The organism is Rhizobium sp. 9140 (genome assembly GCF_900067135.1).
Lineage (GTDB): Bacteria > Pseudomonadota > Alphaproteobacteria > Rhizobiales > Rhizobiaceae > Ferranicluibacter.
In genome coordinates this window covers 1,699,403-1,722,481 of the sequence record NZ_FJUR01000001.1, presented here as the reverse complement: position 1 = coordinate 1,722,481, position 23,079 = coordinate 1,699,403, and the positions used below count along the sequence as shown (strand labels likewise).

Genomic DNA, 23,079 nt, shown 5'->3' with positions numbered 1-23,079 from the left:
CAACCACCGCCCCCGCCAAGCCCGTTCCGGCGAGCGCGAAGTAGGCGATTGAGGTTGTTTCGAGAGTGACGAGAGGCGCACGTCGGGTGCGCCTCTTTTCGTTTGTGGGACGGGTTGTTGGGGCAACAAGAAAACCCTCTCTGCCCTGCCGGGCATCTCCCCCACAAGGGGGGAGAAGACTTGCGGGACGCCCTCAGCTTCAATCTCGAACGTTTCTTTTGAAGCGAGCGGCGAGCCCCGAGTCCTCTCCCCCCCTTGTGGGGGAGATGCCCGGCAGGGCAGAGAGGGCCTTCCTTCCTCAGATCCCAAACCACCACCGTCAGCCCCTCATCCGCCTGCCGGCACCTTCTCCCCGCAAACTGGGCGAAGGGACACGCGGCGTAGCTTCCGCCCCTATCATCAGCCTTCGAGAAAGAAGCGAGCGCTTGCCTCAACTCCCTTCTCCCCGCAGGCGGGGAGAAGGTGGCGGCAGCCGGATGAGGGGCCACCCCGCTCATAAGCGCCCACACCCCTCACACCATCCGCAACCGCGGTTCGCCCCCGCCCTCCAGCATCAGCGCCGTCAGCGCCCAGACCAGCGCATCCAGCCGGTCGGGCGAGCGTCCCGACGAGAGCCCGTCCGCGCCGAAATCGCACATCTGGTCCTCCAGCGCCGGAAACGCTCCGGCATGCACCACCCGGCCCTGCTCGTACAGAGCCGCCACCGGTTCGGCGCGGAGCCATTTGCCCCGGCTGGCCCGGACATTGGTGATCGGCAGGCGCGCGTCGATGCCGCGCAGAACTGCCGCCACCATGTCGCCGCCCTGGTTGATCTCGACCACGACCCGGTCGGCGTCGAAACGCCTGAACGCCCGCACCACGGCGGCGGCCCATCCGGCGGGGCTGGCACCTTCCACCGAGCAATCCGCCAGCACCACGGCGCGTCCCCGCCCGTCGATGCCCGCCACCACGATGCCGCAGCAACTTTCGGCACCCGAGCCCGCCGGCGGATCGACCGCCACGACGATACGGCCGAGAGGACCGGTATCGCGAAGCTTCAGCGCCTCGATCGCGTCCCGGTTCCAGAGCGCGTCCTCCCGGTCGGCGATCATTTCGCCGTCGAGTTCCTGCCGCCCGAGCCGCGTGCCGCCATAGCGGCCGTCCATGGCTTTCAGAAAACCCGGCGCCAGATTGTTCGCATTGTCCATGGTGCGAATCCGGCGCAGCACCGTCGCCGGGTCGGCGGCCAGCGCCTTCAGGATCGGGATCGGCCGCGGCGTCGTCGTCACCAGAATACGCGGGTCGGCACCCAGCCGCAGCGCGAACTGCAGCATGTCGAAGGTCGCCTGCGCATGTTTCCACTTCCCCAGTTCGTCGCACCAGGCATAGTCGAATTGCGGCCCGCGCAGACTTTCGGGATCCTCCGAGGAGAAAATCTGGGCGATCGTTCCATTCGGCCAGACCAGCCGGCGGCGCGAGACCTCGAAATCCGGCCGATGCCGCGTCGCCACCCGGCAGATGCCGGACACGCCGTCGATCATCACCTCGCGCGCATCGCCCAGCGTTTCCGCCACCAGCGCGATCCGCAGGCCAGGCCGTGCGCCGGGGGCCGTCGCCAGATCGTGCACCCAGTGCGATCCCGCCCGCGTCTTGCCGGAGCCGCGCCCGCCCATCAGCAGCCACACCCGCCAGTCGCCCTGCGGCGGTCGCTGCTCGGGCCGCCCTGTCAGCCGCCAGTCGGACGCCAGCCGCGCGAGAAGCACCGGCGAAAGATCCCCCGCCGCTGCTGCCAGCCAGTCCGCGAAACCGTTGGGCTGCGCTCCGCCATCCCCTTGCGGAAAAGAGCCCGCCCCGGTCGGCCGAACCGAACCGTCCCCCGCCAGGCTTCCGGAGGCAACAGCCGTGGAAACCGGGGCTGGCGCGGGAGGCTTGGCAACGGCACCTCCGGCGATCATCGCGGCCATTCCGGCGCTCGCGGAACCATCAGCAGCACTCCCGGCAGCACCGGCATCCGCCATCCCCCGCCCCACGCGGCCCAATTGTGCCAGCGAGCGATCCCAACGTCCACCGATCCGCGCCACGCCATCCTCGAAATCCGAAACGATCACCGCAACCCGCGCCGCATGTGCCACGTCGATCCTCCGACGCTGCGCGGCCTCCGCCGCATCCGGCTTATCCGGTGGGTGCGAGGGGGTTTCCGCTTCGGGAGGCGGCGGGCACGGAACCGTCGCCAGCCAGAGCCACAGCGCCTGCAGCACATCCGGCCCCGGTTGCTCTGTCTCGTTCTCCGCCGTCCTGCGCCCGCACCACATCGCGTTCCCGGCAACGCTCGACAGCGCGCTGCTCGACCAGAGCCTCCAGCGTGTCGAGAAGATTTTGGTATCCCGCATCGTCCAGTGCCTCCGCGTCCCGCCGTTCCCGGTCCTGCGCCAGCGTCCGTTGCAGGCTGTCGATCTTTTCCAGCGTCCGCACGATCAGCGACATCGCCTCGATCGAGGCCTTCGCGTCCGCCTGGGCGGCCTTGCGGTCGATCTCCTCGCCGGCCTCCGTCTGCCTGCGGTCGGTCTGCTGGCGCAGCATCTGAAACATCTGCATCTGCTCGCGCAGTTCCCGCGTCATGCCGTTCAGCATGTCCGCGAGCTCTTCGCCAGCCGGCATATCGGCCGATTTGCGGTCGAGGATCAGACGGAACGCGTCATCGAAAGGCACCTGCTCCAGCGATAGCGCCTCGCCATAGGTGCACCGCGTCGCCCACGCGCCGAACAGCGCCGGATCATAGGTCCCGTCGGTCATCGCATCGTCCTGTCGTGAGATAAGGAATGTTTTGAAGGAAAAAGGCCGGCTGTGCGACCCGCGGCCCTGCCGCATCCGCACATCTCCGACCATACGCAAAACCTACCTGAGGACCGTCACGCCGTCAAGGACTATTTTCCTATTTCGGGAAAATAGTCAGTATTCTGTCGTTTTGTTGCCGTCCGTCGGCCAGTCCGCCAGATAATCCTCGAAGTCGTCGATATCGACATCGTCCTCGCTGACCGTGCGCCCGCGCGCGGAAATGCCGGCGGCGTGCACCGTCTCCGGGTCGCCGGACACCAGCGGATGCCACCAGTAGAGGTCCACGCCGTCGCGCACGAGGCGATAGCCGCAGGTGGGCGGCAGCCAGGGGAGTTCGCGCACTTCCTGGGGCGTCAGCTGGATGCAGTCCGGCACGGTCGCCTGCCGGTTCGGATAGTCGCGACAGCGACAGGTGTCGCCGTCCAGCAGCGTGCAGCGGATCGAGGTCCAGGCGATTTCGCCCGTATCCCAGTCTTCCAGCTTGTTCAGACAACAGAGGCCGCAGCCGTCGCAGAGGCTTTCCCACTCCGCGCCGTTCATCGTCTCCAGTGTCTTGGTCTTCCAGAAAGGCACGTCGCCCATGGATCCGTCCCGCCATCCGTACCGGCTTCATCTATACCGGGCCGCCGTCCTTCGCTAGGTAAGTCTGCGTTTCCAGAATTTTAAGGCTGTTGCGACATATCCTCGTGGAAGGGAAAGCCGCTGCGTGGCAGTATAGTGCCATCCCGCGCGAAAAAAGCCTGCTTTCGCCAGCAGCCTGTGCGACATCGAAACACCGCGCGAGATTGAGGACGGTCCGAAGCGTTGACAAGCCCGAGCGACGACATTCCCGACACGACACCGCGCCCGGCGCCACCGGAGAGCGCAGCGCCCCTGAGTGCGGCTGAGCTTCCGAAAAAGCGCCACATCCTCCTGCGCATCGATGCCTTCATCGATTCGACCGTCTGGCACACCGGTTTCCGCCTTGCCGAATGGTGGGAAGACATCACCATCTTCTTCCGCCGGTTTCGCGTGCGCGGCTGGAAGCGCGTCGTGTTCGAATTGCTCGGCGAGGGCATGACCTGGGGTACCGTCGGGGCTGTGCTCCTGCTGGCGCTGGCGCTGCCCGCCTTTCAGGAAACGAAGGGCAACTGGCTGGCGCAAAGCGATTTCGCCGTGACGTTCCTCGATCGCTACGGCAACGAGATCGGCCATCGCGGCATCATCCACGAGGACAGCGTCCCCGTGGACGAGCTGCCGGATACGCTGGTGAAAGCGGTGCTTGCCACCGAAGATCGCCGTTTCTTCGACCATTGGGGCATCGACTTTCTCGGCCTCACCCGCGCCATGACCGTCAATGCGCGCGCCGGCGGGGTCGTGCAGGGCGGCTCCACGCTGACGCAGCAGCTCGCCAAGAACCTGTTCCTCTCCAACGAACGCACCTTCGAGCGCAAGATCAAGGAAGCCTTCCTGTCCGTCTGGCTGGAATGCAACCTCTCCAAGAAGGAGATCCTGCGTCTCTATCTAGACCGCGCCTATATGGGCGGCGGCACCTTCGGCGCGGCGGCGGCGTCGCAGTTCTACTTCGGCAAGGCCATCACCGATATCAACCTGGCCGAAAGCGCCATGCTCGCCGGCCTGTTCAAGGCGCCGGCCCGCTATGCCCCGCATGTCAACCTGCCCGCCGCCCGCGCCCGCGCCAACGAGGTGCTGACCAACCTCGTCCAAGGCGGGCTGATGACCGAGGGGCAGGTGGTGGCCGCCCGGCTCCATCCGGCATCCGTGGTCGATCGCGCCGAGGTGACCGCGCCCGATTTCTTCCTCGACTGGGCCTTCGACGAGGTCCAGCGCATTGCCGCCCCCTTCGCCCAGCACTCCCTGATCGTGCGCACCACCATCGACATGGGCTTGCAACAGGCAGCCGAGGACGCGATCGAATCCAGCCTGCGCCAGTATGGCGAGAGCTACCGCGTCGGCCAGGGCGCCCTCGTCATGATCGAGAACGGCGGCGCCGTGCGCGCCATGGTCGGCGGGCGCGATTACGGCGAGAGCCAGTTCAACCGCGCCACAAAGGCGCTGCGCCAGCCGGGCTCCTCCTTCAAGGCCTATACCTACGCCGCCGCCATGGAAAAGGGCATGACGCCGGAAACGACGATCAGCGATGCGCCGATCACCTGGGGCCGCTGGTCGCCGCAGAACTACGGCCGCAGTTTTTCCGGCAAGGTCACGCTGCTCAGCGCCATCGCCCGCTCCATCAACACGGTGCCGGTACGCCTTGCCAAGGAGACGCTGGGCATTCCCCGTATCGTGGAGCTTGCCAAGGCCTTCGGCGTGGAAACGCCGATCCGCCCCGACAAGACCATTCCGCTCGGCACGTCAGAGCTGACCGTCATGGATCAGGCGACGGGTTACGCCGTCTTCCCAGCCGGCGGCATGCAGGCGCGCCGCCACGGTCTCAGCCAGATCCTCAATTACGACGGCGACGTGCTCTACGATTTCAACCGCGATGCCCCGCCGGCTCAGCGCGTGCTCAGCGAAAAGGCTACGGCCTCGATGAACTACATGCTGACTCAGATCCCGATCATCGGCACGGCCCGCAAGGCCGCGCTCGACAACGGCGTCGTTGCCGGCGGCAAGACCGGCACCACCCAGTCCTACCGCGATGCCTGGTTCGTCGGCTTCACCGGCGATTACACGGCCGCCGTCTGGTTCGGCAACGACGACTACACCTCGACCAACAACATGACCGGCGGCTCCCTGCCGGCCATCGCGTTCAAGCGCCTGATGGACTACGCCGAGACCGGTATCGACCACCGCCCCATCCCCGGCATCGCCCCGCCGCCACCCGCCCCGTCCAAAAAGGACAAGCCCCCCGTCGTCGCGAAAACCGACGAAAACGCCCTCCCCCCTCTCGTGCGCCCCCGCATGCTCTCCGGCGACGTCACACGCCTCCTGAAGTCGCTCGGCACCCGCTTCGAGACCACCCCGCCTCTCGAAAACCCCGCGTCCGTCCCCGGCAAGGTCGCCAGCGCCGCCCCGGACCCGGCGCGCGATGCCGCCAGCAACTGACGCGATGATAATGCATTTCCCCTTTCGCCCGTTGCGCCGGAGGCCGCCCCTCACCCGAACCCTCTCCCCGCCTGCAGGGAGAGGGGACGTGCCATGCTCCACCTCGGTGGTCACCGCAAATCCTCACCACATGTCTCTTCTCCCCGTAAAAACGGGGAGAAGATGCCGGCAGGCAGATGAGGGGCAGCTTCCGCGCGCACGTTTCAGCGGGTTGGGAAGAAAGAACCCTCTCTGCCCTGCCGGGCATCTCCCCCACAAGGGGGGAGAAGACTCGGGGCGGGCCTCTCGCCCACTGAAGAGACGTTCTGGAAAAGAGCTGGGTGCGTCCCACGAGTCCTCTCCCCCCTTGTGGGGGAGATGGCCGGCAGGCCAGAGAGGGTCTTTCTTTTCCGCGCGACGGACACAAACCCACTCCCTACCCCCCTCGCTAAAAAGCCGCCAGTCCTGATGTTTCGCGTACCCTTCCTCGTCGCACTTACGCTCTGCGTCGCCTTCGGCGGTGGCATTGCCGTGAGCATTTCGGCACTGAAAGCCTCCACCGGCTTCGGCTCCATCCGCCTCGGGCCGTGGGTCGCCTATCCCAATGCCCAGACCGCCGACACAGACCCTTACGCCAAGGCGCACCGGGCTCGGGCCGGGCGGCTCCTCTATGGCAAAGCAGAGGGCATGCGCTTCACTGCGGAAACGGACGATACGGGGCAGCCGCTCTCCGGCGCCTGCCGCTACGACATCGTCGGCAACACGCCGCCTGCCCGCTTCTGGACCCTCTTTGCGACAGACATCGCCGACCGGCCGCTGACGGCGTCGGAGACGCTGCCGGTCGCGCTCAATGCCTGGAGCGTGCTGCGCGAGGCCGATACGTCCTTCGTCATCCACGTGGCACCGGACGCACAGGCGGACAACTGGCTGGCGGTCACCGAACCCGGCCGCTTCCGCCTCGTCCTGACGCTTCTCGATGCGCCGACGGCCAATTCCTCCGGTGCGATCGAGCTGGTCATGCCGAAGATCACAGCACAGGGATGCGGCCGTGCGTAGCCTGCTCTATGCCATCCTCGTCGGGCTGATCGGTGCCGCCCTGCTGCACATCGTCATCATCCTCGCTCTACCGCGTTTCACGGCGGAGGATGCCTATAGCCGCGTGCTCGGGCTCTACGAGATGGACAGTTTCTTCCCGCTGACCTCGGCGCCGGGGCCGACGGGTCTTTCCAACGACGATCCCTATCTCCGGGTCGCCGTCTGCGGTTTCTCGGTGCTCGGCGGCCCGGTCCGGTTCACGGCGTCGGGCGATGTGCCGTTCTGGTCGCTCGCGATCTATGATTCCGGCTCGAACGAGATCTTCAGCATGAGCGATGCGACGGCGGTCAACGACCGGGTCGATGTCGTCGCGGCAACGCCGCTGCAACTGGTAGAGCTCCGCAAGCAGCCGGCGGAAACCATCGGACAGACCATCACGGTCGAAATGCCGGAAGACGAAGGCTATGCCGTGCTGAGAGCCCTCGCGCCGCTCGGCAGCTATGAGGCGGCCGCCAGCAAATTTCTCGGTGAGGCGGGTTGCGAGCCCATGTCTCGGTAAGGCCGGTGTCTCGGTAAGGCCCATGTCTCGGTAAAAAACGTTTCGGTAAGGAAAGTCTCACTCAACCAAGGCGCACATACGCCTCAAGACCTGCAAGACGGCCTTGGATCATCCGGGGAAAAAGTCAGTGTTTCTGCGTCGAGCCGTTCAGCGGCTTGATCGAGGAAACCCCGGGGGAAACCTTGGGAAGGGTCACGCCTTCCATCCGCTCGTAGCGAATACCCGTGAAAAGCAGGATCGTCGCGTCGTGACGGGCTCCATCGGGGTTCATCTTGCGGCCGCCGCGGTGCTGGCGGTCCTGAAGTCTGATTACATCTGCCATTCTCGTCTCCAATGAACGGGATGAGACGGATGAACTTGAAACAGATTTCATCCTGCCCTCGTCGGGCTGACGCTTCACTGATCCCGTAAGATCAGCCATGAGCGCCGTTCTCGTTGCTCCTTCTTCCGGATGATTCCGGATGTATTTAGGCTCATACTGCGATGTCGGTGGTACGTCCTGAGCGTGCCGGCCCGCAGGATGATTGGGCCACAGCTTAGTAAACAAGCTCTTAACTTTGGATACCCCAAACCTAGCGATGGAAAACATCCCGAAAACCTGCCGTCCGCCCGTTGAAACCCGTGATTCGCATATGCCCATGATTCGCATATGAATGTGTACGGTGCCGATCGGAACGCCATGCGCTCCAGTCGCCGAAAGCCGCAACATCCCTCGGGGACATTGCGGCTGCATGGCTTTGCGTCCTGACGACGGGCGGCGGCCTTAGCGGCGGGCGAGAAGGCCCAGCACGAAGGAGACGCCGGCGATCGTCAGAAGCGTGGTGACAGGCTCTTCGCGAACGCGGTCACGCAGGCGCTCGGTCAGCACTTCGGCTTCGGACTGGACAACAGCCTTCGCGCCGCTGCCGATTGCGGAGACCGAGTCGGTCAGGCGGGCGATTTCGGCACGCAGATCGGAGATCTGGCTGTCGAGGTCGCTCTTGGCAACGCTGGCTTCGACTTCGGCTTCCGTGCTGGAAACGGTGGCGAACTTCTTATCGATCATTGTCCGGGGCTCCTGTTCGAACTGACCCGATAACGGGCGATCGTCCGTTTTGTTCCCCGCTCTGCCGCAAGGCGCTGTATTTCCGGGCGATGCGACGCCTGGATCCCGGGCCGCCAAAGATGTGCTTCCCGCCCGTTCAGGATCCGTTCAGGCCAGCCCGCATAGGAACAAAAACAGGCAGACGCTGTTTTCTGCTTCGCTACGTCCTGTGTGACGGCGTTCATCCGTGCCTTGCCTGCTTCCTATGCGCTTGAAGATTTTCCCGGCGCCGTCGATCGACAATCTTTCTCGTGTCGATGAGCGAACAGGAAGGGACAGCAGCCGGACGATGCCATCATGTGGACGTGTTTTACCTTGCCCATACCGTTCGGCATGGTCTGCCAGCCCCCGCCCGCAGGCCGAAAGCTCGATAAGCTACTGGAGGACCCTAGAGTGTATTCCGTCAAATCCATCCTGTCCGGCATAGCGCTGGCGGCCACGCTGCTGGCGCCGGCCGTGGCCAGCGCTGCGGAGGGCTTTGCCACCGCCAATGTCAACATGCGCTCCGGCCCCAGCACCCGCTACCCCGCCGTCGTCGTCATTCCCGTCGGCGCGCCCGTCGAAATCCACGGCTGCCTTGCAGATGCTAATTGGTGCGACGTTTCCTTTTCGCGCGGTCGCGGCTGGGTCTCCGGCTCCTATGTCCAGGCAGAGTACCAGCGCAGCCGCGTCTATGTCGCGCCGCGCTACTACCGCCCGCTCGGCATTCCCACAGTCACCTTCGAACTCGGCAACTACTGGGATCGCAACTACCGGAATCGCGACTTTTATCGCGACCGCGAATACTGGCGTGGCGGCCCGGATCGCTTCGAGCGCGATCGCGATCGTCCGCGCTTCGACCGGGACAGGGATCGGGATCGTCCCCGCGTCGAGCGGGACCGCGACCGGGAGCGCTTCGAGCGGGATCGGGATCGTAACCGCTTCGACAATGACGGCCCGCGTTTTGACCGTGACCGCCCGGACCGCGATCGCCCTGACTTCGAACGCGACCGCAATCGGGACCGGGATCGGGATCGGGATGGCAATCGTGACCGCCCCCGGTTCGACCGCGACAATGACGGCAACCGCGATCGCCCGCAGTTCGACCGGGATCGTCGGGACAATGATCGGCGGGACAATGACCGTCCCAACGGCGACCGTCGCGATAATGGCGACCGCCGTGACAACGACCGCCGCAACGCCGATCGGCCCACCCTGGAACGCCCCGATCTGGACGGCACCAACGACAACCGCGGGAACCGCGACCGCGACCGCCGCCGCGCCTGCGAGATCGGCGAACCGGGCTGCACGCTCTAAGCAGCACGTCGTCACACCGTAAGACAACAGGCGGCGCCCGACACGGCGCCGCCTGTTGCGTTGGAGGGGTGCTTCTCTCCCGACCCAAACGCCCTCCCCGGCCTGCAACCATGCCTTGCGGGACCTCCCACACAGCACGCCATCGCCTGTCCCATTGCCTGCCCCATTGCCGGACGTCCTTAAGCCGATGTTAACCACGTCGGCATAACCTCCGTCTCATGGCGCGCTCGTTGCCATCGCCGGGACACCTGCATCATGGATTCCAGAGACGTCAACGCGTTGCGCGGAGATGTTCGGAAGACGCGTGAGCTGGAGCCGGCGGCACGAGGCCTGCGTCCGGACGAGGGCAAGGGGTGCCTTGCCGAGGGATGCGTCGGTGTTTTGCGTATGAGGTGGACGTGTGGCGGATCGGTTTCGTGATTTGGAAAGACCTCAGAACGGCCGCGTGAAAGACGCGGTGCTGATGGCAACAGTGTCGAGTTTCGAGGGGCTTCGCCAGCCGCGGTCCTCGGATCTCAAGCAGTTCTGCGAACTGTTCGAGCCGCTGTTTATGGCCTCCAGCGACGAGGCACGCCGTCAGGCGGCCGCAGCGCTGGCCAGAAGCCCCCATGTGCCCCCGTCCGTCGCCCTCCAGATCGGCAGCGCGCCCATCGCCATCGCCGCCCTGTTTCTTACGCGCGCTGTTTCGATCGAGGAGCGCGTCCTCCTCGACATCATCCGCCACCAGAGCCCCTCCCACGCCAATGCCATCGCCCGTCGCGACAATCTGAGCGTCCGGGTGGTGGATGCCCTTGTGGAGCGGCGCGACAGCACCTCCCGCCCGGCGGCCTCCATGCCGGAGCCTCCCAAGCCCGTGGCCGCCCCTGCCAAAGAGACGGCCTCGCTGGAGCGCGAGGAGCGCCTGCGCGCGGAGTTGAAAGCGCTTGCCCGCACCGCCGGCCAGCCGCTTGCCGCGCCTGCAACGCCACCCCGCCGTCCCCTTCTGGCGCTCGACGCCACGCATGAAGCGCTGCTTGTGCGCTTTTCCCGCTCGGGCGAGGTCAATCTTTTCGCCGCGACTCTCTCGCATGCGCTCGACTGCTCGGCCGTATTCGGCGAACGCCTCGTTCTCGACGTGTCCGGCTGGCAACTCGCCGTCACCCTGTCGGCGCTGGGCACCCCTCGCATGGAAATGGTGCGCATGCTCACCACGCTCTACCCCTATCTCGGGGAAAGAAACGGTTCGGCAACGCGCTGCGATGCGTTGCTCGACGGCATCGATCCGGTCGATGCGAAGACCCGCGTGGAAGGCTGGATTGCCGCCGACGATGCGCGCCGTAACGGGGGTCAACGCCATGCGCCGATGCTCGGCCCGGAGCGCGCGGAAGACCCGCGCCAGCCGGCTGCCTACCCCGCCCCCGCCAACCAGACGCAGCAGGTCGCCTCCACCTTCTACCCCCGCAATCTGACGCGCAGCGCGCGCTGATCGGCCTTCAACCGTCGTTCTTGATGGTTTCGAAGAGATCGGAAACATCCTGCGTTTCCAGCTCGACGACCCAGCAATCCGGATCGAACCGGATCTCGCGGGCGAGCGCCGCATCGATGGCCTCAGCCTCGGACGACGAGAGGCGGCACTCGAACAGCCGCCCGCCCTCTTCCTCTGCCGTCACCAGGCTCTGCGGCGCCGGCCCGAACAGCGTTTCCTGCCCGTCCCGCGTCCGCTGGCGGATGAAGATCGCACCGGCCGCCTCGGACCCCTTGCGCAGCACGGCCGCATAATCCCCGCGCGAAAACACGCGGCGGGTGATGGCGGAAACGAAGATATCGGAACGGAGGCGCATGGCCCTGCATAGCGCGGGCGAAGGACCGCGTCTATCGATGCCGGCACAAGTGGTTAGGTGCGGAATTCTCCACCGGTTCGCGAAGAGTTTCGCACGTTGATTCCGAAAACACGGAGAATCCGCTGGAGCGATTGCGCTTTCCACCCCTCCCCTCCGTCATGCTCGGGCTTGTCCCGAGCATATGATGTCGCCCCCGCAAACACCATGGCCCTTCAGATCGCGGGCCGTGCAGCAGATGCTCGGCACAAGCCCGAGCATGACGGCAGGGGCTGGCGGCGCTCGACACCGGAACAATGCCATCCGGAGGCAATCGACCGGACGCCAGCTTAGATCGCGCCGATTTCCTTCATTTTCTTCAGCACCGCGGCACTCGGCTCGCCGGTTTCCGGCAGGCGGTAGTGCTTTTCGAAATGGCGGATGGCCATGCGGGTCTGGTCGCCCACCACACCATCGACCGATACATCCGCGTAAGCGAGGTTCGACAGCCCCCGCTGGATGGACATGACCATGCCGGCGCCGCTCGCCCCTGATGCGCTTGATTCGGCAGAGGCCGTTTCGGTCGCCTTGGCGTGGACGGGCTTCGGCTTCACCTCCGCACCCCCTTCGGCCGCGCGGATCGCAGCGGCGATCGGGTCGATCTCGGTTGGCGTCTTCGGGGCCGGCGGAATCTCCGTCGGGCGCGGGGCCGGCGTTATCGTGGCGATGCCGGGGGAGGCCGACGTGTCGCGCTGCAGAGCGGCGAGAAGGCCCTGGCTGACCACGCCGGTTTGCGGAAGGCCGCTGGCTTGCTCGAAGCGGCGGATGGCCGCCGTCGTCTTGGGTCCCAGACGCCCGTCGGCCTCGCCATCATAGAAGCCGTGCCGCGCGAGTTCGGCCTGCACAGTGCGCACGAGGCTCGTCGGGTCGAGGTCCGCGTTCGTGTCCTGCCGGGGTGTCGGCTCGCCCGGCAGCGTCGCGAGCGTGTCGGACCCGGGAACGCTGGCAGTGCGCTCGCCGGTCGGCAGGGCTTCGGCCGGAACCAGTCCAGGCTCGGCCTCCCCCGCTTCGTCTTCCCTGCGGATGACGAAGGTCGTGACCTTGCTCGGGTCCGGCACGTCCTGCGGTTCGCTCAACGAAACGCGCGCCGGGTCGGGATGGGTGAAGGGCAGCCGGGTGCGCATCAGCGGCGACGGGTGGTGGCCCGGCTGATACCAGAGCGCATTGGCCGCGACGAAGCCGAACACGACGGCAAACGCCGCGGTCCCGCCGAAGATGGCGGGATTGCGCAGCGCCAGACGCAACATGCCGGATGCGGCACGCAGCACGATGTTCGGTCGAGACACTCCCTTGCGCTTCAGCGCGGTCGCGCCCTTGGCGGCGCCCGTTTTCCCCTTTGCTGTTGTCGCGGGGGCTTTGCGTCGGTCAGGCTGTTTTCGCGTAGGCTTCGCCATCTGCCGCACCTCCTTTCTCAACCTCTGGCATCTGGATGCCGGGGTTCAGGGACGTGGAGCCGGCCTGGGTCTTCAGGCGCGGCGGAAATTCTGCAATGCTGTCGGCGTCGGTAAGCTGATCGGCATCGCGGATGCCGGACCCGTCGAGCGGCAGGCTGATGCGGATCACCGTGCCTTCGCGCGGGCGGCTGGAGATGTCGAAGCGGCCGCCATGCAGCGCCACCAGCCCCTTGACGAGCGCGAGGCCGAGGCCGGTGCCCTCGTATTTGCGGGTATATTCGTTCTCGACCTGCATGAAGGCCTGCCCGAGGCAGGCGAGCTTGTCGGCGGGAATGCCGATGCCGGTATCGCTGACGGTCAGCCGCAGGTCCTCACCCACGATCTCCGCATCGATGGTGACGATGCCGCCGGCGTCGGTGAACTTGATGGCGTTGCCGACGAGGTTGATGAGGATCTGCTGCACGGCGCGACGGTCCGCATGGACTTCGCCCACGCCGCGCATGACGCGGCTCGCCAGCTTCACGCCCTTGGCCTCGGCCTGCAGGCCCAGCATCGCCTCGCAGGCGGAGACGGCATCTGCCACGACGAAGGGCTCGGCGATCAGCTCGTAGCGCCCGGCCTCGATCTTGCTCATATCCAGCATCGTGTTGACGACGGAGAGGAGATGGGCGCCGGACTGGTTGATCAAGGCGACGTATTCACGCTGGCGATCGTTCTCCAGCCGGCCGAAATATTCGCCGGAGAGAATGTCGGAAAAGCCGAGAATGGCATTGAGCGGCGTGCGCAGTTCGTGGCTGACGGCCGCGAGGAACCGGGTCTTCGCGTCGTTGGCGCTTTCCGCGGCCTCGGCCTTGCTCGCGGCATCGGCCTTGAGGGCGACTTCGGCCGAGATATCGCGCGACTGGACGAGAATGCCCGACAATATGCCGTCTTCGACGATGGCGGCGAGTTCGCACCGCATATGCAGAAGCTCGGCGCCGCCTTCCGTCATGGAGCCGCGTTCCAGCCGCAACTCGACGGTGTCGCTGTCGGCGCCGAGCCGGATCGTGTCGATGGCGCGCAGGAAGGCGATGCGGTCGGAGACGTGGATCTGCTCGATGAAGCCGCGGCCGGTCGGGTCGCGCATCCAGGCGAGGAAGCCGGACGCATCGCGGCCATGCACGGACGTCACGGAGCCGCGCAGGTCGTGCAGCGTCACGAGGCCGGCGAAGAGATCATAGGCGAGCGCTGCCGGAGCGACGGGTGCTGCGAGGGGCGTGACCGGGCCTGCATCGCGGCCGGCAAGGCCGACGGCGGCGAGGCCGCCGACCAGCGTCAGCGCGCCGACGAGGCCGGCACCGACCGGCAGGGCCAGCGACAGCGGCAACACGGCGGCAAGCGCCAGCGGGGCGATCGGGAAGGCGATGAGGGCAGAGGCTGCAACGGTGCGGATGGCGGAAAGCTCGCGCTCCGTCGGTGCCGGGCGGGGCAGCCAGAGCCTGGCGGCATCGTCCACACGGGACGCAAACCTTCCAGCGATGTTCCGCACAATTGTCACGCCCGACCCTGCATTTTTCGTTATCCGGAACATCCTGCCCCGGTTGTTTATAAAGTGCCGCGCGGTCGTTTCCGGCCCGTCGAAAAAGGGTGGAACGATCGTCATCGGACAAGGCCGAATGTCTCACCGGCGGCTTAATGAAACTCTAAGTGAACACCCCCGATGTGTTGCAAAACGGCTTCACCGGCCCTTCTGAGCCAGATTCGGACGCCCTTCCTTTGTTGTGGTTAACGTGGCGTAACCGTTGAAATCATGGTATTTTTCGAGTTAATTTAACCACTATGGCATCTCGCTCCACTGCCGGAAGCCGCATTTGCAGGGGGCTTGGGCGCGGCCGCCGCCTTGACCCTTAACGCGATTGGCTCAAATGCCCTTCAAATGCGGATCAAATGCAGATCGATCGAATTTTACGAAAAGACGCCTCAAATACAGGTCTCGTTTTCAAGGCCGTGTTGGAAGAGGTGCCCTAGTTTGACGTTCGACCGAGCTGCTTCCCATTATCGGTAACCGGCACAGACCGGCCATATCGGTGAGGACACGGAACAGCAGGCGGTCGGGACAGTTGCGTAAACGTGAAGAACGGGGTCGACCATGTGGTTTCTGATCAAGGCAGCATTCTGGTTTTCGCTGGTGCTCGTTCTCCTGCCGATCTTCGGCACGGAGGAGGCAGCGCAGCCTGAGGCTGCGGCCGGGGCGAAAATGGATATCGGCCAGACGGTTTCCGCCGCCAGCGAGGCGATCGGTTATATCGGCGCCATCTGCCTTGAGAAGCCCGATGTCTGCACCAAGGGTGCCGAGACCTTCAATGCGCTCGGCCACCGCGCGAAAGATGGCGCCCGCATCGCCTATCAGCTGCTCGAAACCCAGTTCGGCGACGAGAAGACCGCTGCGGCAGACGACGCTGTCATACCGGGCGATGCGGTGACCACGGGTACTGTGCCGGAGCAGGCCTTGCCCCCAGCCCTGCCCACAGCCGCGCCCTCTGCCGCCGCTTCTGCCGGACCCGCGCTTTCGGAGACCCCTGAGGATCTCGGCTTCACCCGTATTCCGGTGCCGGAAAAGCGCATACCGCCGAAGCCGCATCGCGCGTCCTGACCGGCCCGGCGCTTGCCACGAAACCTCTGCGAAAGCCTTGCCTACCCAGCCGATCCACCTTCTCAACGCGGAACCGATCCCTTATAGAGACGGCATGACCGATGCCGCCTTCACTCCGACGCCCCTTTCCGAAATCCTCGAGAACTGCGCCTATCTCGACGACTGGCAGGACAGGATGAGCTATGTGATCGAGCTCGGGCGCACCCTGCCGGACCTGCCGGAAGAGAAGCGCACGGCTGACAACAAGGTGCAGGGCTGTGCCAGCCAGGTCTGGCTCGTCACCCACGCCGCAGAGGGCACCGATCCCGTTCTGACCTTCGAGGGCGAATCCGACGCCCATATCGTGCGCGGCCTCGTCGCCATCGTGCTCTCGATTTTTTCGGGCAAAAGAGCCTCCGAGATCGCGGCGACCGATGCGCTGGACCTGTTCGGCCAGATGGGCCTCATCGAGTTCCTGACGGCCCAGCGCGCCAATGGCCTGCGCTCCATGGTCAAGCGCATTCAGGACCAGGCGGCGGTGCGGCTGAAAGGTTGAGCGTCTTCGCGTCTGAAGAGATACCCCCAACGCCTTGCTCTCACGACCATCACCCGCCGCGCTCCCGGCCCCCATCCATATCCGGGCGATAGCCCTCCGCGCCCCAGGCATGGGTGCGGCGCGCTGGTGATGCCGGCGGGGGTGGTGCGTAGTGGCGGGCGAGTGCCATGAGGGCGGCGCGCAGCAGGAGTTTTGCCGAGCGGGCCGGCCACTGGCGTTCGCGCTCCACCGTTTCCAGCCCCTTTTCGAAACCGCAGACGTCGATGGCGACGCCGCAGAGTTCCGGGCCGATCGCCGCCATGGCGCGTGACACGCGGGTTCTGGCCGTCATAGCACTGTCGGCGATCTCAGGACCGCCGCCGCTTCCCTTCGTGCGCGTTGACAGCCGGGGTTCGTAGGACATGGTCATGCGCGGCTGCAATTGCGCGTGGGTAAAATCCCGGTGCAGCCGCTGCCCGGCTTCCAGCGCTTCAGCCGGCAGAAACGGCTTGCCGGACTTCTCCTTCAGCCGGCTCATATGGGCGAGCGGCGATTCCGCGAGATTGACCTGCACCGTCTGCCGGCCGGCCCCCGTTTCCACCGTGCCCGAGGCGATGTGCCGATGCTGGCCCGCGAAAACCGCCTCCGGATCGGACAGAGCGCGCTTGAGGAAGGGCACGGCCGGCGAAAGCACGTGCCAGCGACCGGACACCTCCGGCCCTCCGGCATCGGGCTTGGCGACGAGGCCGAGGGAGAGGGCCTCGCGCATCGCCGCTGGCGGCAGGGTGCGCTTCGCACCGTCCGCACGCGTGACGATCACGTCAGCGCCCTCCTCCGTCACCGTGAAGGCGGCGACGACAGCGGCGTCTTCTGCTGTGTCCGGCCGGGCTTCGCCGGGTCTCGCCCGCCGGCCACCCACGAGGTGGCGGACCAGCCGGACGAGATCGGCGCGGGCGGCGGCCTCCGGAGGCCTCACGTCACGCATGGGCAGCATCTCCGGCCGGCGGGAAGACGGCCGTGATGACGCGCTCGATGGCGGAGACGAAGGCATCGAAATCGGCATCGTCGCGGCGATCCTCCACCACATGGCAGGAATAGCTGACCGTGGAGCGATCCCGGCCGAAGGCGACGCCGATATCGGTCAGCGAGACCTGCAGCACGACATGGCTGACATACATGGCGATCTGGCGGACATGCGTCATCATCCGCCGGCGGTCGCGCCGCAACTGCTGGCGATCGCCGACCATCATGGTGAGTTCCTCGACCACATCGGCCACCATGCGGCAGCGAGCCTGCGCCAGCGGGTCGGGCGCTGCCGTATCGGGCCGTTCGGAAACCCGGGATGTCGCGGGCGCGGCGGACGGCGGCCATGCGGATTTGCATTCGGGCGCACGACCCAGAGCGTGACCGGGCGCGTGACGGGGCGCGTGACGGGACGCAGCCGTCCCATACGAGGCTGCCCGGACTGAGAAAGATGTCGTGGCCAGACGGAGATCGTCCGGAAAACGGCCGAGAAGACCCAATGGGCCTATCGTGGTCAGTGCGCTTTCGGCATGTGTATGAAGCATGGTCATCGCAGATCTCCGTTATAGGAATACTTTCACATATCCTACGCGGAACACGAAGCGAGCGCTACAACCAGCGCGCAATTTTTTGTTGTATTATATCATATTTCCGATAGCATCCTGAATCATATAGGCATTTTTTCCTTATTCCGGTTCTTGAATATGCCCTTCCGCTCTCCGGACATGAAAAAGCCGGACCGGATAAGGATCCGGCCCGGCGCTATGGAAACATCTTGCATGACAAGGCTTGATAAAAATCCTGCCGAGTGTGCTGTCAACCTTACTTGGCGGCGCGCTTGCGGCGCTGGCCGAGGCCCATTTCGCGGGCGAGGCGCGAGCGCGCTTCGGCATAGGCCGGGGCGACCATCGGATAATCCGACGGCAGTTCCCACTTTTCGCGGTAGTCTTCCGGCGACAAAGCGTGATGCGTCATCAGGTGGCGCTTCAGCGACTTGAAGTTGCCACCGCATTCCAGGCAGGTGATCTGGCCGTCCTGAACCGACTTGCGCACCGATACGGCAGGCTTCGGCTTTTCCACGGCGGCGACGACGGGAGCCGGTGCACCGGTGTTGTTCAGCGCCGTGTGCACATCGCCGATGAGAGTCGACAACTCCGAGACGGGCACGACATGATTGCTGACATAGGCGGCGACGATTTCTGCGGTCAGTTCCACGAGCAACTCGTTGCCATGTCCTGCCAGGTTCAGTCCGGCCATGCCATGTCCTGCCATCTGTTCACTCATTTAGTTCTCCTTTCGGGCGATTGTCTCGTTTTCGCCCGCAGGTTCGCAGGCTTTTCCATGAAGGCGTCATTTTTCCCATGGAAATGCGATCGATTGCGGTAAAAACCGGCACGATTGCATCACAATGGAACGACCGAATTACTTGATGAATGCACTTGCATTGGACGCCGCATATCTTTCCCCTACCCCGAAAAGACAACCGAATTCTGTAGAGATATTTCGGCGGCGACAACCTGCAGTATTTTCAGTCTCAGACACTTTACCGTTACTCGAATAACATTCACCCCAAAAATGTCAAACGCGTTTTTCAATAGATGCAAGACTTGGCGGCTGAAACGGCGCCTCCCGGAACAGTTGTCACAAGCAATCCCGATAGAAACGCGCGCGTTCATCTATCGAGACCCCCCTTTCGGGGCAACATCCGTGCTTGCACCACCGGCGAGGGCTGCGATTCTCTGCAACCTGCGATTCTCACCTCGTTCGCATGCGTTTCCATGAGCAGACGTTACTATAAAGCCGCGCGGCACGAGGGCTTGCGGTGGCTTTGCTTGCGCGTTGCGCGTTCCTATATGAAGCGCAGTTTCAAGATGAGGAGAACGACATGACCGAACATCGCACGCATGCTGCCGGAGACGGCGCAAACACCCCTCTGGCAAACACCCCTCTGAAGGTCGTGAAGAGCGATGCGGAATGGCGCGAGCAGCTGACGCCGGACCAGTACCGCGTCACCCGCCAGCACGGCACGGAACGGGCGTTTTCCAGCCCCGATTTCGCGCTCGGCAAGGCCGGCACCTATCGCTGTATCTGCTGCGGCAATGCGCTCTACGACGCAGGCGCGAAGTTCGATTCGGGAACGGGCTGGCCGAGCTTCTTCCAGCCGCTCGAGCCTGACGCGGTGACGCAGGTCACCGACCGCTCCTACGGCATGACGCGGACGGAAGTGAAATGCGCCGATTGCGACGCGCATCTGGGCCACGTCTTTCCGGACGGACCAGCCCCGACCGGGCTTCGCTACTGCATGAACGGCGTGGCGCTGCGTTTCGAGCCGGCTTAAGCGACACGTCTCAAGCGAGCCCGCTTGGGGCGCCGCGAAGCGCGCGGGGCCTCAAGCCGGGGTGTTGCCGATGACCGAGAACACGGCCGAGAAGTGGACGGCGGCGGCGGTCACGACGAAACCGTGCCAGATGGCGTTCTGAAAGCGCAGCCGTTCCCACACATGGAAGATGACGCCGGCGGAGTAGATGATGCCGCCGGCGAGAATCAGCAGCATGGTGGCGGCGTTCAGCGTCGTCAGCAGCGGCCCGACGGCCAGCACGCCGCTCCAGCCCATGGCGAGATAGAGCACGATGGCGAGCTTGTCGTAGCGCCCGGGAAAGACGCATTTGAGCGCAATGCCCAAAGCCGCGATCAGCCAGATGCCGACGAGCATGACGGCCAGGAACGGATCGTTCCAGCCGCTTTGCAGGAAGGGCGTGTAGGTCGCCGCGATCAGGATGAAGATCGAGGAATGATCGAACCGGCGCAGCAGCCACTTGGTCCGCGACACCGGCCACATATTGTAGACGAAGGAGATCGACAGCGTGGCGACGAGGCCCGCGCCGTAGATCGCGGCGGCCGCGATCTGCCCCGCGGTACTGGCCGCACTGGCGTGCACCAGCAGAATGGTCACGCCAATGAGCGCGAAGGCGAGACCGATGCCATGGACGATGCCGTCCGCGATCATTTCGGTCCGGTCGTAGTTCCACTTGATGCCCTTGATCTCCACGCGTGCTTCGTCTCCAGATCCGTTTCAGGTCAGGCTACGCATCCGCTGCCCGTTTGGCGAGCCCATATGGACGCGCGTTCGTCACTTTCGGTGACGAATCGATCATCGGCGAGGATGCGGGCGGGAGCGTGGCGGCGCGAACACGTTCGCGCCGGGCCGACGAGTTTTCCGTGCAAGCACAAAAAATTCGCAAGGGCGCGAATGTATTCGCGCCGGGATTGTCAACGCATGCGAGACGATCCATCGCCGATCCCGGGGATTTCGCATGGCGGCCAGGCGGTGCATAATCGGTCCTCTTCGGGGACCCTGCCATGGACGATCTGCGCCGACGCCGCCTGCTGCACATGACGGGTATGGCGCTCGTCCTGCCCGGCATCGTCCCGAACACCCTCGCAGGAGCGACCGAGATGACCCTTTCCGACCTGATGCGCACCCCTTCGACGGATCGTCCGCCCGCGCCCGAAGTTTCCGCCCTTCAACATCCGGCCCCTGAACATCCACTCGCCATGCCGGCTTTTATCGACCACGCCCGGCTGGTGGTGCGCGACCTGCCGCTCGTGTCGTCGTGGTACCAGTCCGTGATGGGGCTGAGCCTGATGGAACGGTTGCCAAGCGGCGAGACGCTCGGCGTGGGCGGACGGCCGTTGCTGACGCTCACCACCTCCGGCCATGCGACCACGGCGCCGCGCAACGCGCCGGGCCTGTTCCACACGGCCTTCCTCGTGCCGGACCGGGCAGCGCTTGCCCGCTGGCTGGCCCATGCCGCCGGCCTTCAGGTGCCGCTGCAGGGCGCATCCGACCATCTGGTCAGCGAGGCGATCTATCTGGCCGATCCCGAAGGCAACGGCATCGAGGTCTATCGCGACCGGCCCCGCGCCGACTGGACCACCCTGCCCGACGGCACGGTGAAGATGGCCACCCTGCCGCTCGATCTCCAGACGCTCTACGACGAGGGCGTGGCGCTTGCCCGGGGACACACCCATTGGGGCGGCATGGCGGCGGGCACGTCGCTCGGCCATCTCCACCTGCAAGTGTCGGATCTGCCGCAGGCCAACGGCTTCTTCCGCGACGTGCTCGGCCTCGATCTGATCTCCACCTATCCCGGCGCCAGTTTCTTCTCCACCGGCCGCTACCACCACCACCTCGCCGCCAATATCTGGAACACGCGCAACGCGCCCCGGCGCGTCGCCGATATGACAGGGCTCGGCACTTACGCCCTCCGCTTCAACGATACGGCAGCGCTTCAGACGGCGCTTGCCGCGCTGGACCGCCTGGAAATCCCCACGACCCGCACGGGCGACACCGTCTCCCTCACCGACCCGTTCGGCATCGGGCTGACGCTGTCGGCGTGAGATGGCCGAGACCCCTCAGCCCGGGCGGCGCACCACGAGGGATGTGAGCTTCAGCGCGATCGGGCGGACGATCAGCACGCTGACGAAGGCGGCGGGCATGGCGACGAGGTAGGCAGCGGCGACGCGCATCGGCAGGCCGCTATCGACGCCGCTGTTCACCGAGACGATGATCCAGCACATCACGAAGGCCATGATGCCGGCCATGAAGAAGGCGAAGACGTAAGGTGTTGCCGCCTGGGGAAGCCCTGTCTTCGCAGACCGGGCGGCGGGGGATGTGGGGGTTGCGTTCGTGGGCATGGTCTCTCCGGATGTTTCCTTGTCGATGTCCTTGTCCTAGCCGCAAACGCCGCCGCCGATTAGAGGCTTGCGAGCACCATCAATCTGAAGCAAAACTTTCGAATGGCCACTTTCTGGAGTGCACGCAGCTATGGATAGCCTTCGCGGGATCGAGAGTTTCGTGCGCAGCGTCGAGATGGGCAGCATTGCGGCTGCGGCCCGACAGCTCGGCATCAGCCCTGCGGCCGCCAGCCAGAACATCGCCCGGCTGGAGCGCGACCTCGGTGTGCGTCTCCTTCAGCGGACCACACGCCGGCTGGGGCTGACGGATAGCGGTCAGGTCTATTTCGAGCGCGTCCGCCATGTGGTGCACGATCTGGAGGTTGCCGCCACCGCCGTTTCCGCGCTCAACGACACGCCGCGCGGCCGGCTCACCATTTCCGCATCCGTCGCCTTCGGCCGTCATGTCATCGCCCCGCTCATTCCGGGCTTTGCAAGCATCTACCCGCAACTCTCCGTCGAACTCGTCGTCACCGACAGGGCCATCGACCATATCGCCGAGGGCATCGATATCAGCGTCCGGTTTGCCGAGCAGCTGGAGCCCTCGCTGATCGCCCGACGGCTCGTCACCGTGCCGATGATGATCTGCGCCTCGCCGGATTATCTCGCCCGTCGCGGCCATCCGAAGACGCCGGAAGACCTGGTGCATCACGATTGCCTGCTCTACCGGCTGGCGACGCACGGCCGCCTCTTCCGCTGGACCTTCCTGCGGGACGGCACGCTGTACGAGCCCGACATCAAGCCGAAGATCGTCAGCAACGATATCGACACCCTGACCTCCATGGTCCTTGCCGGCGCCGGCATCGCCCGTCTCGGCGCGTTCATCTCCGACGACCTGATTGCAAAGGGTCTGGTCGTGCCTCTCTTCGGTGAGAGCGCGGAAGGCGACGCCACGGCCGGCAGCGACACCATCGCCGCGCATACGCCCTTCACCTTCTACGCCTGCACGCTCGATCGCCACAGCGCCACGCCGAAGATCCGCGCCTTTATCGACTACGCCGTTGCGGCCCTGTCATCGCGCTGACGTGCTTTGTCGCTTGAATGCATCGGCTGCGGCATCTATGTGCGGAGCATCGAAGATGCATGTTCCGGCGAGGCAATCGCTTCG

Annotated in this window: 23 protein-coding genes; 10 read left to right on the top strand and 13 right to left on the bottom strand. The window is 65.2% G+C overall.

Annotated elements, in window-relative coordinates; all coding sequences use genetic code 11:
- Positions 1 to 512: 512 nt before the first annotated feature.
- From GA0004734_RS08015 to GA0004734_RS08005, 3 genes are all read right to left on the bottom strand, one after another.
- Positions 513 to 1,997: a DNA-packaging protein gene (locus GA0004734_RS08015; protein ID WP_245292495.1), complete on the bottom strand. Its 1,485-nt coding sequence runs from the start codon at positions 1,995 to 1,997 to the stop codon at positions 513 to 515.
- 154 nt (positions 1,998 to 2,151) lie between these two features.
- The gene (locus GA0004734_RS08010) at positions 2,152 to 2,772 is read right to left on the bottom strand and encodes a hypothetical protein (RefSeq protein WP_139056247.1); all 621 of its coding nucleotides are present in this window, start codon (positions 2,770 to 2,772) and stop codon (positions 2,152 to 2,154) included.
- A gap of 156 nt (positions 2,773 to 2,928) precedes the next feature.
- Positions 2,929 to 3,396, bottom strand: a complete 468-nt coding sequence (locus GA0004734_RS08005; protein WP_092932731.1) for a YcgN family cysteine cluster protein — start codon at positions 3,394 to 3,396, stop codon at positions 2,929 to 2,931.
- A 291-nt stretch (positions 3,397 to 3,687) separates the two neighbouring features.
- Here GA0004734_RS08005 and GA0004734_RS08000 point away from each other — a divergent pair, with 291 nt between their 5' ends.
- The 3 genes from GA0004734_RS08000 to GA0004734_RS07985 all read left to right on the top strand — a co-directional run bounded on the left by GA0004734_RS08000 (position 3,688) and on the right by GA0004734_RS07985 (position 7,435).
- Positions 3,688 to 5,862 carry a transglycosylase domain-containing protein gene (locus GA0004734_RS08000; protein WP_092936060.1) on the top strand — a complete coding sequence of 725 codons (2,175 nt, stop codon included), beginning with the start codon at positions 3,688 to 3,690 and terminating at the stop codon, positions 5,860 to 5,862.
- Between the two features lie 447 nt (positions 5,863 to 6,309).
- The gene (locus GA0004734_RS07990; RefSeq protein WP_092932728.1) at positions 6,310 to 6,897 is read left to right on the top strand and encodes a DUF1214 domain-containing protein; all 588 of its coding nucleotides are present in this window, start codon (positions 6,310 to 6,312) and stop codon (positions 6,895 to 6,897) included.
- On the top strand, positions 6,890 to 7,435 hold the full coding sequence (locus GA0004734_RS07985; protein ID WP_092932726.1) for a DUF1254 domain-containing protein: 546 nt from the start codon (positions 6,890 to 6,892) through the stop codon (positions 7,433 to 7,435). The genes GA0004734_RS07990 and GA0004734_RS07985 overlap by 8 nt, the downstream gene beginning before the upstream one ends.
- A gap of 124 nt (positions 7,436 to 7,559) precedes the next feature.
- Here GA0004734_RS07985 and GA0004734_RS07980 read toward each other — a convergent pair whose 3' ends face one another.
- Both GA0004734_RS07980 and GA0004734_RS07975 read right to left on the bottom strand, forming a co-directional pair.
- Positions 7,560 to 7,757, bottom strand: a complete 198-nt coding sequence (locus tag GA0004734_RS07980) for a hypothetical protein (RefSeq protein ID WP_139056246.1) — start codon at positions 7,755 to 7,757, stop codon at positions 7,560 to 7,562.
- Positions 7,758 to 8,198: 441 nt separating this feature from the next.
- A complete protein-coding gene (locus tag GA0004734_RS07975) occupies positions 8,199 to 8,480 on the bottom strand; it encodes a hypothetical protein (protein ID WP_092932722.1) in 282 nt (93 codons plus the stop codon).
- A gap of 432 nt (positions 8,481 to 8,912) precedes the next feature.
- On the opposite strand from GA0004734_RS07975, the gene GA0004734_RS07970 reads away from it, so the two are divergent.
- Together GA0004734_RS07970 and GA0004734_RS07965 are read left to right on the top strand one after the other, a co-directional pair.
- Positions 8,913 to 9,815 (top strand): SH3 domain-containing protein, encoded by a 903-nt coding sequence (locus GA0004734_RS07970; protein WP_245292371.1) that lies wholly within the window; start codon positions 8,913 to 8,915, stop codon positions 9,813 to 9,815.
- 445 nt (positions 9,816 to 10,260) lie between these two features.
- Positions 10,261 to 11,280 carry a DUF2336 domain-containing protein gene (locus GA0004734_RS07965; protein WP_092932718.1) on the top strand — a complete coding sequence of 340 codons (1,020 nt, stop codon included), beginning with the start codon at positions 10,261 to 10,263 and terminating at the stop codon, positions 11,278 to 11,280.
- A 7-nt stretch (positions 11,281 to 11,287) separates the two neighbouring features.
- Here the strand turns inward: GA0004734_RS07965 and GA0004734_RS07960 are convergent, their stop codons facing one another.
- From GA0004734_RS07960 to GA0004734_RS07950, 3 genes are all read right to left on the bottom strand, one after another.
- Complete coding sequence (locus GA0004734_RS07960) at positions 11,288 to 11,635, bottom strand: DUF1491 family protein (RefSeq protein ID WP_092932716.1); 348 nt, start codon at positions 11,633 to 11,635, stop codon at positions 11,288 to 11,290.
- Between the two features lie 326 nt (positions 11,636 to 11,961).
- Positions 11,962 to 13,065, bottom strand: coding sequence for a peptidoglycan-binding domain-containing protein (locus GA0004734_RS07955; RefSeq protein WP_092932714.1), 1,104 nt, complete (start codon positions 13,063 to 13,065; stop codon positions 11,962 to 11,964).
- The gene (locus GA0004734_RS07950) at positions 13,037 to 14,602 is read right to left on the bottom strand and encodes a sensor histidine kinase (RefSeq protein WP_245292370.1); all 1,566 of its coding nucleotides are present in this window, start codon (positions 14,600 to 14,602) and stop codon (positions 13,037 to 13,039) included. The genes GA0004734_RS07955 and GA0004734_RS07950 overlap by 29 nt, the downstream gene beginning before the upstream one ends.
- 591 nt (positions 14,603 to 15,193) lie before the next feature.
- Between GA0004734_RS07950 and GA0004734_RS07945 the strand changes: the two genes are divergently transcribed.
- Both GA0004734_RS07945 and GA0004734_RS07940 read left to right on the top strand, forming a co-directional pair.
- The gene (locus tag GA0004734_RS07945; RefSeq protein ID WP_092932712.1) at positions 15,194 to 15,697 is read left to right on the top strand and encodes a DUF5330 domain-containing protein; all 504 of its coding nucleotides are present in this window, start codon (positions 15,194 to 15,196) and stop codon (positions 15,695 to 15,697) included.
- Positions 15,698 to 15,791: 94 nt separating this feature from the next.
- The gene (locus GA0004734_RS07940) at positions 15,792 to 16,232 is read left to right on the top strand and encodes a SufE family protein (protein WP_092932710.1); all 441 of its coding nucleotides are present in this window, start codon (positions 15,792 to 15,794) and stop codon (positions 16,230 to 16,232) included.
- Positions 16,233 to 16,281: 49 nt separating this feature from the next.
- Here GA0004734_RS07940 and GA0004734_RS07935 read toward each other — a convergent pair whose 3' ends face one another.
- The 3 genes from GA0004734_RS07935 to GA0004734_RS07925 all read right to left on the bottom strand — a co-directional run bounded on the left by GA0004734_RS07935 (position 16,282) and on the right by GA0004734_RS07925 (position 18,491).
- Positions 16,282 to 17,196, bottom strand: coding sequence for a DUF6456 domain-containing protein (locus tag GA0004734_RS07935; RefSeq protein WP_092932708.1), 915 nt, complete (start codon positions 17,194 to 17,196; stop codon positions 16,282 to 16,284).
- Positions 17,189 to 17,785, bottom strand: coding sequence for a helix-turn-helix domain-containing protein (locus GA0004734_RS26385; protein ID WP_245292369.1), 597 nt, complete (start codon positions 17,783 to 17,785; stop codon positions 17,189 to 17,191). Before GA0004734_RS26385 ends, GA0004734_RS07935 begins: the two co-directional genes overlap by 8 nt.
- 271 nt (positions 17,786 to 18,056) lie before the next feature.
- The gene (locus tag GA0004734_RS07925) at positions 18,057 to 18,491 is read right to left on the bottom strand and encodes a MucR family transcriptional regulator (protein ID WP_092936054.1); all 435 of its coding nucleotides are present in this window, start codon (positions 18,489 to 18,491) and stop codon (positions 18,057 to 18,059) included.
- Between the two features lie 628 nt (positions 18,492 to 19,119).
- On the opposite strand from GA0004734_RS07925, the gene msrB reads away from it, so the two are divergent.
- Positions 19,120 to 19,572: a peptide-methionine (R)-S-oxide reductase MsrB gene (msrB, locus tag GA0004734_RS07920; protein ID WP_092932706.1), complete on the top strand. Its 453-nt coding sequence runs from the start codon at positions 19,120 to 19,122 to the stop codon at positions 19,570 to 19,572.
- A gap of 51 nt (positions 19,573 to 19,623) precedes the next feature.
- Here the strand turns inward: msrB and GA0004734_RS07915 are convergent, their stop codons facing one another.
- The gene (locus GA0004734_RS07915; protein WP_092932704.1) at positions 19,624 to 20,283 is read right to left on the bottom strand and encodes a PAQR family membrane homeostasis protein TrhA; all 660 of its coding nucleotides are present in this window, start codon (positions 20,281 to 20,283) and stop codon (positions 19,624 to 19,626) included.
- Between the two features lie 506 nt (positions 20,284 to 20,789).
- Between GA0004734_RS07915 and GA0004734_RS07910 the strand changes: the two genes are divergently transcribed.
- Entirely contained in the window at positions 20,790 to 21,635 is an 846-nt protein-coding gene (locus tag GA0004734_RS07910; protein ID WP_245292494.1) for a VOC family protein, read from the top strand.
- A gap of 15 nt (positions 21,636 to 21,650) precedes the next feature.
- On the opposite strand, the gene GA0004734_RS07905 is transcribed toward GA0004734_RS07910, so the two are convergent.
- Entirely contained in the window at positions 21,651 to 21,932 is a 282-nt protein-coding gene (locus GA0004734_RS07905; RefSeq protein WP_092932702.1) for a DUF2798 domain-containing protein, read from the bottom strand.
- A gap of 130 nt (positions 21,933 to 22,062) precedes the next feature.
- Here GA0004734_RS07905 and GA0004734_RS07900 point away from each other — a divergent pair, with 130 nt between their 5' ends.
- Positions 22,063 to 22,995, top strand: a complete 933-nt coding sequence (locus tag GA0004734_RS07900; RefSeq protein WP_092932700.1) for a LysR family transcriptional regulator — start codon at positions 22,063 to 22,065, stop codon at positions 22,993 to 22,995.
- Positions 22,996 to 23,079: the final 84 nt, after the last annotated feature.

Coding starts and splice junctions, on each gene's coding strand:
- GA0004734_RS08015 (WP_245292495.1), bottom strand. CDS start 1,997: ATGGCGGATGCCGGTGCTGCCGGGAGTGCTGCTGATGGTTCCGCGAGC.
- GA0004734_RS08010 (WP_139056247.1), bottom strand. CDS start 2,772: ATGACCGACGGGACCTATGATCCGGCGCTGTTCGGCGCGTGGGCGACG.
- GA0004734_RS08005 (WP_092932731.1), bottom strand. CDS start 3,396: ATGGGCGACGTGCCTTTCTGGAAGACCAAGACACTGGAGACGATGAAC.
- GA0004734_RS07990 (WP_092932728.1), top strand. CDS start 6,310: ATGTTTCGCGTACCCTTCCTCGTCGCACTTACGCTCTGCGTCGCCTTC.
- GA0004734_RS07980 (WP_139056246.1), bottom strand. CDS start 7,757: ATGGCAGATGTAATCAGACTTCAGGACCGCCAGCACCGCGGCGGCCGC.
- GA0004734_RS07975 (WP_092932722.1), bottom strand. CDS start 8,480: ATGATCGATAAGAAGTTCGCCACCGTTTCCAGCACGGAAGCCGAAGTC.
- GA0004734_RS07960 (WP_092932716.1), bottom strand. CDS start 11,635: ATGCGCCTCCGTTCCGATATCTTCGTTTCCGCCATCACCCGCCGCGTG.
- GA0004734_RS07955 (WP_092932714.1), bottom strand. CDS start 13,065: ATGGCGAAGCCTACGCGAAAACAGCCTGACCGACGCAAAGCCCCCGCG.
- GA0004734_RS07945 (WP_092932712.1), top strand. CDS start 15,194: ATGTGGTTTCTGATCAAGGCAGCATTCTGGTTTTCGCTGGTGCTCGTT.
- GA0004734_RS07940 (WP_092932710.1), top strand. CDS start 15,792: ATGACCGATGCCGCCTTCACTCCGACGCCCCTTTCCGAAATCCTCGAG.
- GA0004734_RS07935 (WP_092932708.1), bottom strand. CDS start 17,196: ATGCGTGACGTGAGGCCTCCGGAGGCCGCCGCCCGCGCCGATCTCGTC.
- GA0004734_RS26385 (WP_245292369.1), bottom strand. CDS start 17,785: ATGACCATGCTTCATACACATGCCGAAAGCGCACTGACCACGATAGGC.
- GA0004734_RS07925 (WP_092936054.1), bottom strand. CDS start 18,491: ATGGCCGGACTGAACCTGGCAGGACATGGCAACGAGTTGCTCGTGGAA.
- msrB (WP_092932706.1), top strand. CDS start 19,120: ATGACCGAACATCGCACGCATGCTGCCGGAGACGGCGCAAACACCCCT.
- GA0004734_RS07910 (WP_245292494.1), top strand. CDS start 20,790: ATGCCGGCTTTTATCGACCACGCCCGGCTGGTGGTGCGCGACCTGCCG.
- GA0004734_RS07905 (WP_092932702.1), bottom strand. CDS start 21,932: ATGCCCACGAACGCAACCCCCACATCCCCCGCCGCCCGGTCTGCGAAG.
- GA0004734_RS07900 (WP_092932700.1), top strand. CDS start 22,063: ATGGATAGCCTTCGCGGGATCGAGAGTTTCGTGCGCAGCGTCGAGATG.